The organism is Streptomyces sp. NPDC054872 (assembly GCF_053610705.1).
Genome location: NZ_JBSGYY010000017.1, coordinates 57,861 through 73,823 on the forward strand (window position 1 = coordinate 57,861; position 15,963 = coordinate 73,823).

Annotated in this window: 14 protein-coding genes; 10 read left to right on the forward strand and 4 right to left on the reverse strand. The window is 69.5% G+C overall.

Annotation, left to right across the window (positions count from 1 at the left end):
• The first annotated feature begins 383 nt into the window (after positions 1-383).
• A complete protein-coding gene (locus tag ACWGIH_RS22055) occupies positions 384-1,154 on the forward strand; it encodes a GntR family transcriptional regulator (RefSeq protein WP_453444620.1) in 771 nt (256 codons plus the stop codon).
• Positions 1,135-1,722 carry a GNAT family N-acetyltransferase gene (locus tag ACWGIH_RS22060; RefSeq protein WP_453444622.1) on the forward strand — a complete coding sequence of 196 codons (588 nt, stop codon included), beginning with the start codon at positions 1,135-1,137 and terminating at the stop codon, positions 1,720-1,722. The genes ACWGIH_RS22055 and ACWGIH_RS22060 overlap by 20 nt, the downstream gene beginning before the upstream one ends.
• A gap of 427 nt (positions 1,723-2,149) precedes the next feature.
• Here the strand turns inward: ACWGIH_RS22060 and ACWGIH_RS22065 are convergent, their stop codons facing one another.
• Positions 2,150-2,368 carry a hypothetical protein gene (locus ACWGIH_RS22065; RefSeq protein WP_453444623.1) on the reverse strand — a complete coding sequence of 73 codons (219 nt, stop codon included), beginning with the start codon at positions 2,366-2,368 and terminating at the stop codon, positions 2,150-2,152.
• Positions 2,369-2,523: 155 nt separating this feature from the next.
• Here ACWGIH_RS22065 and ACWGIH_RS22070 point away from each other — a divergent pair, with 155 nt between their 5' ends.
• The 3 genes from ACWGIH_RS22070 (at position 2,524) to ACWGIH_RS22080 (ending at position 3,651) form a co-directional block, all read left to right on the forward strand.
• Positions 2,524-2,760 carry a GntR family transcriptional regulator gene (locus tag ACWGIH_RS22070; RefSeq protein ID WP_453444625.1) on the forward strand — a complete coding sequence of 79 codons (237 nt, stop codon included), beginning with the start codon at positions 2,524-2,526 and terminating at the stop codon, positions 2,758-2,760.
• 279 nt (positions 2,761-3,039) lie between these two features.
• Positions 3,040-3,246, forward strand: a complete 207-nt coding sequence (locus ACWGIH_RS22075; RefSeq protein ID WP_453444627.1) for a LexA family protein — start codon at positions 3,040-3,042, stop codon at positions 3,244-3,246.
• Positions 3,247-3,462: 216 nt separating this feature from the next.
• Positions 3,463-3,651: a hypothetical protein gene (locus ACWGIH_RS22080; protein WP_453444628.1), complete on the forward strand. Its 189-nt coding sequence runs from the start codon at positions 3,463-3,465 to the stop codon at positions 3,649-3,651.
• Between the two features lie 1,032 nt (positions 3,652-4,683).
• Here ACWGIH_RS22080 and ACWGIH_RS22085 read toward each other — a convergent pair.
• Positions 4,684-6,108: an FG-GAP repeat domain-containing protein gene (locus ACWGIH_RS22085; RefSeq protein ID WP_453444630.1), complete on the reverse strand. Its 1,425-nt coding sequence runs from the start codon at positions 6,106-6,108 to the stop codon at positions 4,684-4,686.
• Positions 6,109-6,421: 313 nt separating this feature from the next.
• On the reverse strand, positions 6,422-6,988 hold the full coding sequence (locus ACWGIH_RS22090; RefSeq protein ID WP_453444631.1) for an LppU/SCO3897 family protein: 567 nt from the start codon (positions 6,986-6,988) through the stop codon (positions 6,422-6,424).
• A 110-nt stretch (positions 6,989-7,098) separates the two neighbouring features.
• Between ACWGIH_RS22090 and ACWGIH_RS22095 the strand changes: the two genes are divergently transcribed.
• Complete coding sequence (locus tag ACWGIH_RS22095; protein WP_453444633.1) at positions 7,099-7,692, forward strand: TetR/AcrR family transcriptional regulator; 594 nt, start codon at positions 7,099-7,101, stop codon at positions 7,690-7,692.
• 5 nt (positions 7,693-7,697) lie between these two features.
• On the opposite strand, the gene ACWGIH_RS22100 is transcribed toward ACWGIH_RS22095, so the two are convergent.
• Positions 7,698-8,198 carry a hypothetical protein gene (locus ACWGIH_RS22100; RefSeq protein ID WP_453444634.1) on the reverse strand — a complete coding sequence of 167 codons (501 nt, stop codon included), beginning with the start codon at positions 8,196-8,198 and terminating at the stop codon, positions 7,698-7,700.
• A 284-nt stretch (positions 8,199-8,482) separates the two neighbouring features.
• Here ACWGIH_RS22100 and ACWGIH_RS22105 point away from each other — a divergent pair, with 284 nt between their 5' ends.
• The 4 genes from ACWGIH_RS22105 (at position 8,483) to ACWGIH_RS22120 (ending at position 15,897) form a co-directional block, all read left to right on the forward strand.
• Entirely contained in the window at positions 8,483-8,878 is a 396-nt protein-coding gene (locus ACWGIH_RS22105) for a hypothetical protein (protein ID WP_453444636.1), read from the forward strand.
• Between the two features lie 85 nt (positions 8,879-8,963).
• Positions 8,964-9,785: a response regulator transcription factor gene (locus ACWGIH_RS22110; RefSeq protein ID WP_453444638.1), complete on the forward strand. Its 822-nt coding sequence runs from the start codon at positions 8,964-8,966 to the stop codon at positions 9,783-9,785.
• Positions 9,775-12,132 carry an ATP-binding protein gene (locus ACWGIH_RS22115; RefSeq protein WP_453444640.1) on the forward strand — a complete coding sequence of 786 codons (2,358 nt, stop codon included), beginning with the start codon at positions 9,775-9,777 and terminating at the stop codon, positions 12,130-12,132. Before ACWGIH_RS22110 ends, ACWGIH_RS22115 begins: the two co-directional genes overlap by 11 nt.
• A gap of 402 nt (positions 12,133-12,534) precedes the next feature.
• Complete coding sequence (locus tag ACWGIH_RS22120; protein ID WP_453444751.1) at positions 12,535-15,897, forward strand: BTAD domain-containing putative transcriptional regulator; 3,363 nt, start codon at positions 12,535-12,537, stop codon at positions 15,895-15,897.
• Positions 15,898-15,963: the final 66 nt, after the last annotated feature.

Below are 15,963 nucleotides of genomic sequence, written 5' to 3' on the forward strand. Positions count from 1 at the left end.
ACGAGCAGCGGAGGCAACCGGCCGCAGCCGTAGGCCGCGAAGCAGTTGGGATGCGCCATTCCACGCACGGGACGGGACCCGTACGCGCCCGCCCACTTGTGGCGAGGTGGGGCGGGTCTCCCTCAAGCACGCTGTTCAGTTCTCAAGGCGCCGCAGGGCGCTGCAGTCGCATGCGATGAGCGTGGTAATCCCCTGGCCGGGGCTCCCGCCTTCACGGGACTCATCGAGCGCGTTCAGTCCAGCCATAGCTCTGTACGGGCCCCCTCTTCCGACTTGTCTGGAGGAGTGGGCCGTGGCAAGAGTTTGCACACCCTGGCCTTGGAAGGTCAAGCCTTCTCGTCTAACTTGTATGGAGGAGTTCGGCCACGGAGAGGAACGCAGGGATGCGACGAGGACTGACGAAGTCTCAAGAAGTAGCTGCTGACCTGCGAGAACAGATCAGTTCCGGAGAGCTCGGGGGAGGCCAGGCGCTTCCGAGTGAATCGAAGATGATGTCCGCCTACGGATACAGCCGAGAGACCATCCGGGCGGGCGTGCGCTTGCTCATCGATGAGGGGCTGGTGGTCACAGGGCAGGGGTCCGGCAAGTACGTGCGGGAGGACTACCCGCCCGTGATCTGGAACTGGTCGACCCTGGAAAGCCGCAGTCGCCACGCCAACGCTGTAGAGGGAAAGACCTCCGGCGACCAATGGGCGACTGCCGTGACTGAGGACGGGAAGACCCCTCGGCAGGACATCAGCGTGAGCATCGTGGAAGCGCCGGAGCACGTTCACGAGGCGCTCGAACTTGCTGACGGCGCGCTGGCCGTCTGTCGGCAGCGCGTGCGCTACATCGACAACCGGCCGTATGCCTTGGCCGACTCGTACTTCCCGCAGGAGCTCGTCACTGGCACACCGCTGATGGAGCCCCGCGACGTGGCGGCGCCCGGCGGGGTACTAGCTTCCGTGGGCCTGATCCAGTCCCGGTACCGCGATGAGATCGCGGTACGTATGCCCACTCGGAAGGAGGCAGAGCTCCTCGCTCTCCCAGCTGCAACACCCGTCGCTGAGCACACCCGGACCGGCTACGACGCGGACGGCAAGCCGCTTCGCTGCATGGTCACCATCCTCCCCGGAGACAGGCACAAGATCCTTTATGAAGTCGACAGTGACTGAGGTACTTCGCCCCGCCGGCCCCGCGGATGTGGACGCGCTAATGGCGCTCCGCACGGAGGCTGAGGCGTGGCTCAAGGACAAGGACACCGACCAGTGGAACGACGCTGAGACGGGTACCCGAGCCATCGCAAAATGGCGGGCGACCATCGACGACGGGCGCACATGGGTGGTCGTGGACACAGGGACGGGCGAGACCCTCGCAACGGTGAGCCGTGGCCCGGCAGACCGTGACTTCTGGACCGACGCTGACGTACTGGAGTCTGGGCTCCACCTGTACAAACTCATCGTGGCCCGGAGCGCTTCCGGACGTCAGCTGGGCGCCCGGGTGGTCGACTGGATGTCACGACTCGCAGCGTTGGAGGGGCGAGATTGGTTGCGCATCGACACTTGGCGAACCAACACAGGACTGCACAGGTACTACGAGCAGCTCGGGTTCAAGCACGTGCGCACTGAGGCTCCCGCGCACCGGCTCTCTGGTTGGATGGCTCAGCGTCCCGCAGGAGAACTTACGTATCCGGAGGCCCTACTGGCGGTCTCCGGAGCTGGTTCGGGGGGCGTTGGTCGCTGACGTACGCCTACGCACAGGTGCCACCCATGGGGCGTCCCCTGGTTCCTCCAGTAATCTCGCGACGGGCGTTCTGCAGGCGGCTACCAACGCCGGGGGCCGGGGTGCTGGCAACCTGGCTAGCGCGGGGGCAGGGCTACTAGCTTGGGCTCAGCGTAGGCCGCTTAAAACCTGCGGTATATGCCGCACATCGGCGCACACAACATCGAAGCCGGTTACTTCTCTTCAAATCCCACTGGGCGCGTCGGGCAGTGAGGGCCGCACTCGTACACCTCGATGGACAAGTCGTGTGCCTCGGCGTGCCCTTCGGCGCGACCGGCCGATCTGGCTCCTTTCCCGAGAAGCTCGCCGCACCAGCAGCAGTGCCAGCCGAGGTACTGCCAGGCGTTGAGTTCCTGGGCGGGTGGCGGCTTCGGCCGCCAGGCCTCAGTCATGGCCGGTCAGCGAAGGGGACCAGGTCGTACTTCACGCGGCAGGGGTCGCAGGCGAACTGCACGCCGCCCGGTCCGGAGCCCTGTTCCTGCACGTTGATGACGCGGGTGTCGGCGCTGTAGCCGAGGTGCCAAGAGCAGTAGCCGTAGCTGACTGGCGCCATCGTGGCCGTGTTCGGGCTGTTGGGGGCGTTCTGGTCCTGCGTACCCTCGTTCACGTCGACTCCATCTCAGTCGTCCACGCCCCTGGGTCGTTCGTGCGATCGCAGGGGTGCTGTGTGTTCACGCAGCGTAATACTAGCTAGCTAGGGTAGCTAGGCCAGTCAGGCAATCTCGTCTCGCCGAGCAGGCTCGCACTGCCTAGCTTCGGATCATGGATTGGAAGCCGGACATCCCGCGGTGGAAGCAGGTGTACGCGCTCTTTGAGCAGCGGATTGCCGATGGTGAGTACCCGCCGGGGAGTCAGTTGCCGGGCGTACTTGCGATCCAGGATGAGTTCGGCATCGCGCAGATGACGGCCCGTCGCGTCCTCACCGAGCTACGGGATGCTGGACTTGCGCAGATGCAACCGGGCATCGGGACCTTCGTTACCGAGCTGCCCAAGCCATAGCGACAGTCACGACCTGAGGTCGATGTTGTGGTGGTGTTTCACCTTGACCAAAAAATCGAACATACGATCTAGTGAATCCATGAACCCCTCGATTCCCGAAGATCTAGTACGCGTGCAACGGGAGTGGAGCGCGACCTACGAACAGCTCGCCCAGCATCCGGGCCGCACTGCACTGCGCCGCCGATTGCTAACGCTCTCCGTGGCTTTGGCACGGCATCCGCTGAGCCCCGCCGAGCGGGCCGCGCTACGGCGGCGTGCTCGCTCGGACGGCGCCGGACAGTGAGTCTCACTGAGCGCCAGGAGCAGATCCTGCGCTGCATCAGGGAGGCGATAGCCGAGACGGGGGAGTGCCCCACCCTCGCAGAGATCGGGGCCAAGGTAGGGCTTACGACTAAGTCAGCCGTGCATTACCAGCTGAAGCGCCTCGAAGCGCTCGGGGTCATCACTCGTGCGGGCCAAGGCGCCCGGAAGTACCGGCTCACCTGAGTCCCGACGCCGTGAGCGTCGCCCGCCTGAAGGGCGTTCCTTCTTGGTCGTCCCCCGGAAAGTCCAAGGCGCAAGCGGGTAGCCCAATCACTTGTTCGTGATCCTTGCATGTCAATGGGTGAACTAGTACGGCCAATTCCGGTTAAGGGCTCCTCAAAGAGAGGAGAGTAGGGACGGGATCCCTCTGGGTTCTGGTGCCCTTCGGAAGGTGTCCCGATGAACGCGTCGTCGCCTGAGCAGGCTGCGGTGATCGAGGAGATCATCGATGCAGTCCGTGCGGTGAGCTACTGGCGGGCTGGCGTCTTGATGGAAATCTTCGTGCGAGATGCAGATCTAGCCGGTCTTATCGCTCTACGCACATCCCTCTCCGAGGAGGCCGCAGCGGTCGGCTGGCCGTCGAAATAGGAACTCCCGCTCGCCACTGTCTCTCACCTTCGCCAGGGGACCCACAACCCTTGGCAAGGTGCTAGGTGAGGTGGCAGGCGGTGAGTGCGGCCACCGCCGTTTGTCGGCGATCGACGGCGGCCGCAGGCGTGGAGACATTGCGGCTCCCCTTCCACAGGTGTCTCCACGCCATTTCGTCCTCCCTGTTGGAGCGAGCGGGAGTCGCCCCAAGGGTGGTTGGGAGGACGGTGTGCCGGGGCCCTTGTGTCCGCTGCAGGGCTCCGGCCGCCTGCCCTGTGCGCGACCCAAGGTCTGGAGGCCGGGAACACAGGAACCATGCGAGTGTCGACACGGGCACCAACATTTGCTTCAGACGGTATCCAGCCCAAGCACGCGTAACCACAGGGCACGTCCTCGGACTGAAGCACGTCCGGCGCACCGACTCACGCCCAGGCGCATGCCACCCAACCGCGTCTCGGCAGCCACAGGAGCAAGATCTAGGGGCGAGCTGCGCGGGGCTCGTAAGGCCGCTGGTCCCGAGCCGGGCCCTGTCGATTCTTCCTGCATCAGGGACGCGATAGCCGAGGACGAGCCGCCGTGCACTTTCAGTTGAAGCGCCTCGAAGCCCCTTGGGGTTCATTGCTCGCGCTGGCAGCGGTGCTCGGGTATATCGGCTCGTCTGAGCCCTGACTCCATGCCGCGTGGCGGCCTGTGTGGGCTCAGTTGTGGTCTCGCTTGGCCCGATATCCGCAGGGGTCCAGCTTCGTCCGACGGTGTCCAATCAGCCGGTTGACCTCGGCTTTCGCGGGCCTGGCGGACGGCTCCGGATGGCTCCGGATCAAGATCGGACAACTCGTAATGCGTAGGTCTCGGGTTCGAATCCCGAAGGCGGCTCTGTGGAAGCCCCAGGACTCACTCGCCGTGACCTGGGGCTTTTGCTTTTGTTCTTGTTTTTGCGGGTGCGGGTGCGGGTGCGGGTGCGGGTGCGGGTGCCGGTTCGGATGTGGGGGAACTCGCCCTGTGCGCCGCGCTGATGTAAGGGAGTCCGCGGCGTCAGGTTCGCGTGTTCATCCCTATCTTCGTGGCTGCGGTGAGCTTCGGGTTCCTGGCGGGGAACTTGGCTTTTCCTCCTGGGAAGAGCAGGAGGCCGTCCGGGGTTTCGGCCACCACGTCCGCATGCCCGTCGCCGTTGATGTCCAGTGGGGGCAGGGTGGCGCTGATCGATTCCTGGCCGTAGGTCGTCGCGTCGAAGGCGGTGGCCCGGGACGGTTCGGGGCCGGAGCCGTCGGGTGCGCCGGGCAGCAGCGTGAAGCGGCCCGCCTTGTCCTCGCCCGGGGTGTTGACCACCAGGTCCGGATGCCCGTCGTCGTTCACGTCGCCGGTGCCGGAGACGGCGCCGAACATGTCCTTGCCCTGCGAATCGCCGGGGATGCCCGGGGTCTCCTGGTCGAAGATCGTGTTGCGACGGCCCGTGCCGGGGCCGCCCGTAGCGCCGTGGACGATGGTGAGCTGTCCCGGGTCGAGGCCCTCGGCCGGCGACGAAACGCCCCCTCCTCCGACGAGGAGGTCGGTGACGCCGTCGCCGTCCACGTCACCGGCCAGCGGTGTCAGGACTCCGTCCTCGGTGCTGTTGTCCAAACCCTCGGGCAGGGTGGCCGGGACAGGCCCGTCAGAGCTGCCGCGGAAGTAGGCGGCTGCCGGGGTCGGGTCCGAGCTCGGCTCCTCGTCGTCCGCATACGGCGGGCTGCCGGTGAAGAGCAGGTCGTCGAAGCCGTCGTCGTCGAAGTCGCCGGCGGTGGCCCCGCCTCCGGCGGCCTGCCAGTCCTGCTCCACCAGCCGGGCCGGGGTGCCGTTCCGGTCGAACGGGCCGTACGCGATCCGCCCTGGTATCCGGGACGGGTCCTTCTCCTGCGCCCCCTTGCCGCGGTCGATCAGGTCGAGGGCGCCGTCACCGTTGACATCAGCCACGGCCATCGCGAGGAACTGGCGCTTGGCGGCCACGGTCACCGGTTTGCCGAGGCCGTTCATGCCGCCGAACATGACCACCGCCCGGTAGGTGGCGCCCGGCTCGGCCTTCCGGCCCGGTCGCGTGGGTTCACGGGTGGCGACCAGATCCGTGAAGCCGTCGCCGTCGAGGTCGCCGCGGAGCAGTGGGCCGCTGTAGACGTCGCTGTATCGAGTGGCGCGGGCCGCGTCCAGTCCGCTCTTCGAGCCCGGGACGACGACTACGTGCCAGGCCCGTGACCCGCCGGAGGCGCGGTTCTCTTCGACGGTGACGAAGTCGTCGTAGCCGTCCTTGTCGAAGTCGCCGGTGCGGGACTCGCTGCGACCGTCGCGATCACGCGGGGCCGGACGGCTCTCCTCCGTACCGCCCGTACCGCCGGCTGTTCCGTCCCGGCTTCCGCCGTTGCCTGCGCAACCCGTGAGCAGGAGGGCTGTGCAGCCCAGCAGGGCGAGTACGGACCGGGGTGCGACCACGAGAGCTCCTGACGCAGGGAGTGTTGTCGGAGCAGTCTGACCTGCCACTTGTCACAGCAGAGCCAAGATCCGGAACCGCGTACGCGCCCGCGAGCTCCCCCACCGCCACCCCTGACGACCAGCACCCCGTGCCACTCAAACTTCGATGGCCCAAACCTAGTGAGCGGCGACCTTCGATGGCAATGATCAGGGCGTGGCGGTCCGTGCGCTCCCCCCGGGCGCACGGACCCGCGGCCAGTTTGGACCATGGAGTCGGGGGATTGGAAGATCTTTCTAGAAGTTAGTTCTGTTTTGGTTGGTGGGTTCCGGGGTCTCAGCGGGCGTAGGAGCCCAGGCCTATCAGGCAGTACACGTACTCGTTGATGGTCGAGCCGTTGAGGGTGTAGCGGTACGAGAAGGCGTACTGCGTTCTGGGGTTGTCGTTGCAGCGGCTCATCTCCGACGTCATGGGGATCGTCTGGATCACCTCGTAGTGAGCGTCGGATGCCGAGCACGACACCTCCTCCACGTCGTTGACCTCCTGTGCCGTCGTGGAATCCGGCAGCGTGCCGTTGAGGCAGGTCCCCGATCTGAAGGGGGTGGGGGCCTGGCTCGTGGGGGCGGTCGTGGGGGTGGGGTCGGTGGGGTTAGTCGTGGCCTCGGGGGTCGGGGCGCTTGTGTACGAAGGCGTGCTTGTGGGTGGGGTGTACGGGGTCTGGCTTGTCGAGGGGGAGGAGGCTGCGCTGTCGGTGCTGTCGTCCTCCCCCTGGTTCAGCAGCAGGATGACGATGAGTACGGCACCGACGGCGCCCAGCGCCGTCAGGCAGCCGCGGGCGGTGGAGCCGGGGCCGGAGTTGCGTGCGGGGCCTGGTCGTGGCGCTGGCGTTGTGGGTTCGGGCACCGGGTCAGTATGGGTCCCCGGGAGCGCCTTGGTGGAGTAGTTTTCTAGAAATGTGTTCTAGAAGTGGTAAGGGCGGGCTCGGGGGGTGGGTGCTCTAGGCTGGGGGCACCATGAGCCCCAAGCAACAACGTGGCGAAGAGACCGCCGACCGACTCCTGGATGCCGCGCTCCGGGTGTATGCCGACTCCGGAGAGCAAGGCGTGACCGTCGGTGCGCTCACCAAGGCCAGTGGTGTCAGCCTCGGGAGTCTCTACCACCACTTCGGCAGCGTCGACGGGCTCATGAGCGCCCTGCTGCAGCGCTGGCTCGGTCGGCTGCTCGTCGAGATGGCCGCTTCCGTGGAGCGGTCCCGTACGGCCAAAACCGGTATCCGGGCCCTCGTGCGCGCCTACATGAAGTTCATCCAGGAGAACCCTGACGCCGCCCGGCTCCTGCACTCCTCGTACGCCGACCGGCTCGGGATGGCTCAGGCCCGGCAGCTTCGTGACGCCCAGGAGGCCAGGCTGTCGCCGTTGACCGCCTGGATGCAGCAGCACGTCGACTCGGGTGAGGTCGCCCCGCTTCCCATGTCCCTGGTCGAGGGGCTGGTCCTGGGGCCCGTCGTCGCCACCGCCCGCCGTTGGCTCGCCGGTTTCGACGACGTGGATCTGGACCAGGCCGCGCGTGTCCTGCCGGAGAGGATCTGGCGCTCGATCGTTCCTTGAGGGAATCAGTGGCGCAGGGCCTTGCTGATTTCCGCCTTGGGGGTGCCGGAGAGGGAGCGGTTGCTGCGGGCCGTGCCTGACTTCGACTTGCCGGGCTCCACGTCGGTGATGTTGAGGACGGCCGTATCCAGGAGATTGCCGTCGCTGCCGCGGAAGTTGACGGAAATGGTGTAGTCCGCCTTCTTGTCCTTGGGGTTGGTGGCCGTGATCTCGGCCGTGGCCCGGTCGCCCTCGGTCTTGGTGGGACCGTCGACCTTTACGTCGCCCTTCGAGTCCACCCCGTCCTTCACCTCGGCCATCTTGGACGCGGCGGCTTCCGTCGCGGACGAGACGGCTTCGCCTGCCTTGGCCGTGGCGGAGGCTGCCCTGTCCTTGGCCTTGTCCACGTCGCTCTCCGAGCAGGCGGTGGTGGAGAGGGCGAGGAGGGCGGTGATGGCTGCGGCGGTGGCGATGCGGGTGGTAGTGGGGCTGGGGGTCTTGGGGCGGTTGTTCTGGGTGCGGTTCATGCGGACCACCTTCGGGGTGGTGGGGGATGGGCGCGAGGTGGGGCGGGCCGTATGGGTGCGGGGGGCGTTTGGTCCCTGCGGTCCACGAGCCGCCCAAGCTCACGTGGCAAAAAGATCCCGCCACCGGCAGGCAATCGGGCAGGGGAGTGGGAAAAGTTCGTCGGGTGGGGCAGTTGTGGGGCGAGCGACGGGGTGGCGGGGCGACCCGGCGGGCGGGCGGGTGGCGGGTGTGTGGTGAGGAAGTTCGTGCTTGCGCTCGCGTCGGGGAGTGCGAGGATGCCGCGATGAGTGATGACGCTGAGTCCTACGTTCGGTTTCAGTCGCCCGCACGACACCAGCGGGGGCATTTCACCGGGGTGTTCGGGCTGGTCAACGGCCTTGCCAAAGCTGGGCAGTTGAGTGCCGATCAGGAGCTGTTTCGGCGTACCAACAATGATTGGTACGACAGTGCCTATCCGGATCCCTCGACCGTTGATCCCACCGTTTACGACCATGAAGTGAACCCTGGCGCCGTCGCCTGGTTCAAGGTCACCGCCACCCATCTCATCGAGCGCGTACCCGGCTATCTGGAGATTCTGGACGCGCACGGCGTCGAGTGCCGGGTGGTGCGGTCTTCGGATCCTGGGCGGGTCGTGTACGAGGATGAGTTCCAGGTCGTGGTCGTGCCTCACGAGGCGTAGGCGGCCCGGCGGGAGTTATGTGGATCCTGTCAGGCCGCTGGCCGATTCCGGTTGGGTCCGTGCGGCCCCGCTTATGCTCGACGCCATGTGCGCTTTTGTCCTGGTCGCGGAGGATGACGAGAAACAGGCCGAGTTGGTCCGCCGCTATCTGGAGCGCGAGGGCCACACGGTCGCCGTCGTCCACGACGGGCGCGCCGCGATCGACGAGGTGCGGCGCAGGCCGCCGGATCTGCTCGTGCTCGACGTGATGATGCCGCGCGTCGACGGGCTCGGCGTCACCCGCGTCCTGCGGGGCGGGACCGGGGCCGGGGGCGGAGCCGGCTTCGGAAACGGGCAGGGAGGCGGAGCCGCCCCAGCCCCCGGGATTCCGATTCTGATGCTGACCGCCCGGTCCACCGAGGACGATCTGCTGCTCGGCCTCGATCTCGGCGCCGACGACTATCTGACGAAGCCGTACAGCCCCCGCGAGTTGATGGCCCGCGTCCGTACGCTGCTCAGGCGCTCCCAGGGCACGCACCATCCCGTCGTCGAGGGCGGTGAATCCGTGCCGCGTGTGCTGCGCGTCGGCGGGCTCACCGTCGATCCGGTGCGGCACGAGGTGACCGTCGACGGGCGGCTCGTCGAGTGCACTCCGGGGGAGTTCGAGCTGCTCGCGGCGCTGGCGGCGGAGCCGGAGCGGGTCTTCACACGGCCCCAGTTGCTCGATCGCATCCATGGGTCGTCCGGATACATATCGGTGCGCACCGTCGACGTACACGTACTGAATCTGCGCAAGAAGATCGAGGTCGATCCGCGCAGGCCGCGCCATCTCGTGACGGTCTTCGGCGTCGGCTACAAGCTCACGGGTGCGGCCTTCGGCGCGGCGCCCGGGGCGCTTCTCGGGGCGGCGGCGCGTCGTGGCGCGTGACATACCGTTCCGCAAGAGCCTGTTGCCTCGGCTGCTCGCCGTATCCGTGCTCGTTTCCGTCGTGTCGATCGCCGCCACCGCCTGGCTCGCCGCGCAGACCACGTCCGGCGCCATCCGGCAGGAGCAGGGGCAGGTGCTCGCCGACGACGCACGTGTCTACGACGAGTTGCTCGGCCTCGCGGCGACGGCGCCCGGGTGGCAGGGCGCCGAGAAGGCCGTGCGGGAGCTGGCCCAGCAGACCGGGCGGCGTATCACCCTGACCACGCAGGACCGTGTCGTCATCGCCGACTCGCGGGGCATGGACGGCAGAGGTGGCGGCGGCGATAGAGATGGCGGAGGCGGCCGCGATCGCGGAGACGGTCGAGGCGCCGGTGCCGGTGCCGAGCTGCCTTCCAAGGCTTCCGCCGTCGTCGATCCGCTCGCCGTCGACGGTGCGCTGACCGCGGGTGCGGGTGCGGGCGCGGGGAGCGGTGAAGACGCGGGTGGGGGAGGCGAGGACGCCGCTGGGGTCGACCGCATCGATCCGCGTGCGGTCGGTCCCTTCCGGCTGTCGGGGCGGGAGCGGGACGAGCTGGCCAAGGTGGCTGCTGACGTCGTCGCCTGCATGCACGACTTCGGGGTCGTGGCCCGGTCCGTCCAGGGGCCCGGAGGGCGTCCGCGTATCGAGGCCGCCAACGACCCGAACCGTTTCCTGGACTTCACCTGCAACGACACACGGCTCGTCGCCCCGACCCGCACGGAGAGCAAGGCCCTCAAGAGGCTCAACGAGCTCACCAACGCGTGTCTGCGTCGCGGGTCGCAGCCGCCGATCGCGGTCGAGCTCGATCTCACCTGGCGGCGGTCGGGCGGAGGGGCGAGTCCCGTCCCGGGAGTGGTGGGCCCGCCGGTTGAATCAGGCATGCGTGCGGAGCCGAAGCCGGAGGCGGAGCCGGAACCGGAGTCGGATCCGAAGCAGAAGCCGGAGCCGGAGTCGGATCCGAAGCAGAAGCCGGAGCCGGAGCCGGAGTCGGATCCGAAGCAGAAGCCGGAGCCGGAGCTTCGTGTAGAGGGGCGCGCCACCCCCGCCCCCACACCCACCCGGACGCCCACGGACAGCTACTCACCCGCCCCCAAGTCCACACCCACCGAGCCGGACCCCCGCAACGCCGCCCGCCGCACCCCCACCGGACCGGCCGCCCCCGCCGACCCCATGGACGGCACCCGGGTGGCCGACGCCAAGGCCGCCGCTTGCCTGGGCAGCGCCCGCCGCGAGCAGCTCGGCCCGTACGTGTCCGCGCCCGCGCTTCTCTTCGTGACGGCCTCCGACGGTTCGCGCACGGCGGCCGCCCGCGCGGGCGAGACCTCGGGGTTCAGCCTCTCCCGGGCCAACACCACCCGGCTCGCGGGCCTCTCCGCGGGCATCCTCGCCGTGACCGTCGCCGTGACCGCCTTCGCCGCGAGCCGCCTGACCCGCCCGCTGCGGGCGCTCACCACCGCGACGCAGCGGATGAAAACCGGCGAGGCGGCCGAGCCCGTCAACGCGCGCTCGGCGGGGTCTGCGGGAGAGATCCGTCAACTCGCCGACGCCTTCAACGACATGGCCGCCCACCGCAAGGCCCTCGAGGACCACCGCAAGGCCCTGGAGGACCAGCGTCAGGCCATGGTGAGCGACGTCGCACATGAGCTGCGTACGCCGTTGTCCAACATCCGCGGCTGGCTGGAGGCGGCCGAGGACGGCGTGGTCGCCACCGACCCGGAGCTGGTCTCCTCGCTCTTGGAAGAGGCCGTGCTGCTCCAGCACATCGTCAACGACCTGCAGGATCTCGCCGCCGCCGACGCCGGTACCCTCCGGCTGCACCGCGAGCCCGTACACGCCTCCGACGTCGTGGACCAGGTCGCGGCGGCGCACCAGGCGGGTGCCGAGGCGGCGGGCGTACGCCTGAGCGCGACGACGGTCGGCGATCCCTGGTTCATCGCAGATCCGCTCCGGCTGCGGCAGGCCATCGGCAACCTGGTCTCCAACGCGATCCGGCACACCCCGGAGGGCGGCAGCGTCACGATCGACTGCCGCGCCACGCTCGACGCGGTGGTGGTGGAGGTCGCCGACACCGGTACCGGCATCGATCCCGACGACCTGCCGTACGTCTTCGACCGCTTCTGGCGCGCGGACAAGTCCCGTACGCGGTCCACGGGCGGCAGCGGGCTCGGCCTGGCGATCGTCCGGCAGCTGGTGGAGGGGCACGGCGGGACGGTGACGGTGCGCAGTACGCCGGGGGATGGGGCGGTGTTCACGGTACGGGTGCCGTCGGAGCCATTGGAGCCATTGGAGCCATTGGAGTCCTCGGAGCCGTTGGAGCCGTCGGAGTGATGGACGGCGCGGCGGCAGGTGGAGGAGGCTGCCCAACGACCCACGTGAGCGAATGCTGCTGAGGGCCCACGTGAGCGAATGGTGGGTGATCCGTGAGCAACTGGTGCCGGAATCCGGCGGCCGGAGCATGAGGCCGAGGTCTGTGCGTCCGTGCTTCCCGCGTGGGTACGGCGGCGCGCCTGCGCCCGCTCCCGTTCCGCGAGCACCTCAACTTCCCCACTCCGTCAGGAAGTTAAGAGTGCCTCGCAGAAACTGAGCGGGCCCGGCCGCAACGGTGACACTCCCCCGAGTTACGCGTTGAGCGCGAGTACCGGCGGGGCCGGGCCCGATGTTCTGATCCCATCAGGGCCCGCCAACCGATCGCTAACATGTGGCCAACGGTTGGCGGGAGATGGCGTGGACGTGCGGTGCGACGGGTTGCGGTTCGGGCTCCTGGGCGCGCCTGCCGTGTACGACGCCAAGGGGGAGCCGCAGCCCGTGCAGAGCGCCAAGGGCCGCGCCCTGCTGGCCGCGCTGCTCCTCGAACCGGGCCGGGTGGTGTCCGTCGACGCCCTCAAGGACGCGCTGTGGGGCGGCGCCCCGCCCGCGTCCGCGCACGCCTCGCTGCAGAACCATGTGACGCGGTTGCGCCGGCTCCTCGACGACCCGGACCGGCTGCGATCGGTGCCCCCGGGCTACCGGTTGCGGGTGGCCGAAGGGGAGTTGGACGTACGGGTCTTCGAGCAGCTGGTCGCACGGGCCCGGGTCGCGCACGCGGAACGCGACTGGGAAGGGTGCGTGGACGCCGCGTCCGGTGCGCTGGGGCTGTGGCGGGGTACTCCGCTGGGCGGGGTGCCCGCGGATGCGGCGGGGCATGCGCTCGTACCGCGGCTTGAGGAGGCGCGGCTCCATGCCCTCGAACTGCGGTACGACGCGGAGCTCGCGTCCGGGGGCGGTGGCGGAGGGCTCGTGCCGGAGCTCGCGGAACTGGTCGCCGAGCATCCACTGCGGGAGGCCTTCCACCGGCAGCTGATGCTGGTGCTGCACCGCACGGGCCGCCAGGCGGAAGCCCTCGCCGTCCACCGCGAGCTGCGGCGCAGGCTGGTGGAGGAACTGGGCGTGGAGCCTGGCGCCTCGGTACGGGCCGCGCACCGCGAGGTACTGCGGGAGTCTGCGTGTGCGGCCGGTGCCGTTGGCGTCACTGGTGCTGTTGCAGGAGTTGCGGGTGCGGCGGGTGTTGGGGGCGGCGCGGGTGCGCCTGGTGCCGTGAGCGTCACTGTTGCAGCGGACGCCGTGGGCGTCTCGCGCGTCGCGGGTGCAGCGAGTGCCACGGGCGTCGCGGGCCCTGCGATCTCTTCGGGTGCCTCGGACGCCCCGGCTGCGGCCGCGCCCGTCTCCGTACCCGCGTCCCACGCTGCCTCCGCCGATGCCAACGCGCCCCAAGCCACCTCCGCCGACGCCCTTCCCGCCACCCCCACCTTTACCTCTACCCCCACTCCCACCCCCGCGTCCCCCTCCGCCCCACGCCCCGCCCCCCACACGCCCCCCGCTCAACTCCCGCTAGCCCCACCGCACTTCACCGGCCGCGAGGAAGTCGTACGTTCCCTGGCGCAGCTCCTCGCAGGACCGGACGGCGGCGACGGCTCCGGCAGCGGCAGCAGCGACGGCGACAGGGGTTCCGATGGCGGCCCCCGCCGACGAAGGCCCGCCGTCACACCAACCGCCGCCCCCACCCCACCCGTAGCCGTCCTCTCCGGCATGGCCGGTGTGGGGAAAAGCGCCCTCGCCCTGCACGTGGCGCACCGGCTGCGTGCGCGCTTTCCCGATGGGCAGCTCTACATCAACCTGCGCGGGGCCACCCCCGGCATGACGCCCCTCACGCCGAGCCAGGCCCTCGCCGCCCTGCTCCGGGACCTCGGGGTCGATGCGAGTCACAGCCCCGAACACCCGGACGCGGCAGCCGCGTTGCTCCGTTCGCTGCTCGCCCCCACCCGCACCCTGGTGGTCCTCGACGACGCGGCGACCGCCGCGCAGGTGCGGCCGCTGCTGCCCGCGGGACCCGGCTGCGCGGTCATCGTCACCAGCCGTTCGCCGCTCACCGCGCTCGACGGAGCGGGGCGTTTCCCGCTGGATCCGCTCTCCGAGGGGGACAGCATCGCCCTGCTGCGCGCGGTCTCCGGGCGTGCGGGGCTCGACGAGGGGCACCACCTGGTCGAACTGGCGGGCCGGTTGCCGCTCGCCCTGCGGATCATCGCGGCCCGGCTCGCCGCCCGCCGCGCGCTCACCCCCGACGCCCTCGCCGAACTCCTCACCGTCAGCGGCGGCCGGCTGCACCACCTGGAGCACGACGACCTGAGCGTCCGGCGCTCGCTTGCCGTGGCCCTGGACGCGCTGCGTACATCGGAGCGCGAGTCCGACCGGGACGCGGCCGCCGCCCTCGCCGCGATCGGCGCGCTCGACCTCCCGGCGTACGGAGTCCCGCTCGTGGCACGCCTGTTGGGTCTGGAGGAGTGGCGCGCGGGGGCCGCACTCGACCGGCTCGTCGACGTCGCGCTCCTCGACGAGACGGCCTATGGCCGCTATGCCCCGCACGACCTCGTACGCGACTTCGCGCGGGAGGCCGCCCACCAGGACGAGGCCGGGTCCGCGGACGTCGTGGACCTGGCCCTGCGGTGGTACGCGGAGTCGGCGCGGCAGACCCTGCTCGCGATCATGCCGGAGGGGCTCGACCGCGACGACCGGCTCGGGGAGCTCCCCGACCGGCTGCTGCCCCGGCACACCGCCGACGGCCGGCCGGTACCGGCCGTGCCGCCGATGTCCACCGACGACGCCTTCGCCTGGGGCGACACCGAGCTCGCCAACGTCATCGCGCTCGCCGACCGTCACGGCCGCGCGTCCGCCCTCCTGCCCGTACTCGTCCGCTGCTTCTTCTCGTACCTCAAACGCCGTGGCCGCCTCGCCGAGGCCGATCTCCTGAACCGCCTCTCGGTGACCGCGGCCCGGCGCGGACAGGACACGGCCGCCGAGGCCCAGGCCCTCACCGACCTCGCGGGGCTCAGCTACGTGTCGGGCCGCAGCGGCACGGCGCTCGACCTGATCGACGAGGCCCTCGACCTGTGGCGGTCGCTCGACCGCATGTCGTGCGTCCACCGCGGCGTCATCAACCGCGGCCTCCTCCTCGAAGCCCTGGGCCGCTACGACGAGTCGGCCGAAGCGCTGCGCCACAGCCTGGAGCTCGCCCAGGCCGTGGACGACCCGCTGAGCGAGGCGTTCGCCCTCAGCACCCTGGGCAACGTCTACGAGCACACCGACGCGCGCGCCGCGATCTCCTACTACGAGCGGAGCCTGGCGATCGGCGAGACTCTCCGGCACGTGGGCCTGCGCCAGGAGCTCCACTGCGACATGGGCAAGGCGCATCTCGTCCTCGGCGAACCGGACGTGGCGCTCGGGCACTTCGAAGAGAGCCTGCGCCTGCACGGGGAGGCCGAGGACTGGCACAACGAGTCCAAGGTGCGCCTCGGCATGGTGCGCGCCCTGCGCGAGATGTCCCGCACGCGGGACGCGGCGCGCGAGTGCGCCGACCTCGTGGAGCGCGCGGAGCAGCGGGCCGACGCCCACATGGCGGGTCTTGCCCGCCATCAGCGGGGGCTGCTGCTGTACGCGGAAGGGTGTGCGGAAGAGGCGTACGCGCAGTGGGAGTCGGCGCTCGCGGCGCTGGACGGCACGGACAGCAGCGAGGTGGTCGGGGATCTGAAGCGGCTGCTGGCGGGCCGTCCGGTGGCCTGAAGCTGCTGGTGGGTCTACCTGGGCTCACCAGGGCTGCTGGGGGCCTTCTCGCTACTGCAGTGCACT

Excerpts from the sequence above, each read along its gene's own strand:
- ACWGIH_RS22055 (WP_453444620.1), top strand. The coding sequence starts at position 384 with ATGCGACGAGGACTGACGAAGTCTCAAGAAGTAGCTGCTGACCTGCGA.
- ACWGIH_RS22060 (WP_453444622.1), top strand. The coding sequence starts at position 1,135 with ATGAAGTCGACAGTGACTGAGGTACTTCGCCCCGCCGGCCCCGCGGAT.
- ACWGIH_RS22070 (WP_453444625.1), top strand. The coding sequence starts at position 2,524 with ATGGATTGGAAGCCGGACATCCCGCGGTGGAAGCAGGTGTACGCGCTC.
- ACWGIH_RS22080 (WP_453444628.1), top strand. The coding sequence starts at position 3,463 with ATGAACGCGTCGTCGCCTGAGCAGGCTGCGGTGATCGAGGAGATCATC.
- ACWGIH_RS22095 (WP_453444633.1), top strand. The coding sequence starts at position 7,099 with ATGAGCCCCAAGCAACAACGTGGCGAAGAGACCGCCGACCGACTCCTG.
- ACWGIH_RS22100 (WP_453444634.1), bottom strand. The coding sequence starts at position 8,198 with ATGAACCGCACCCAGAACAACCGCCCCAAGACCCCCAGCCCCACTACC.
- ACWGIH_RS22105 (WP_453444636.1), top strand. The coding sequence starts at position 8,483 with ATGAGTGATGACGCTGAGTCCTACGTTCGGTTTCAGTCGCCCGCACGA.
- ACWGIH_RS22110 (WP_453444638.1), top strand. The coding sequence starts at position 8,964 with ATGTGCGCTTTTGTCCTGGTCGCGGAGGATGACGAGAAACAGGCCGAG.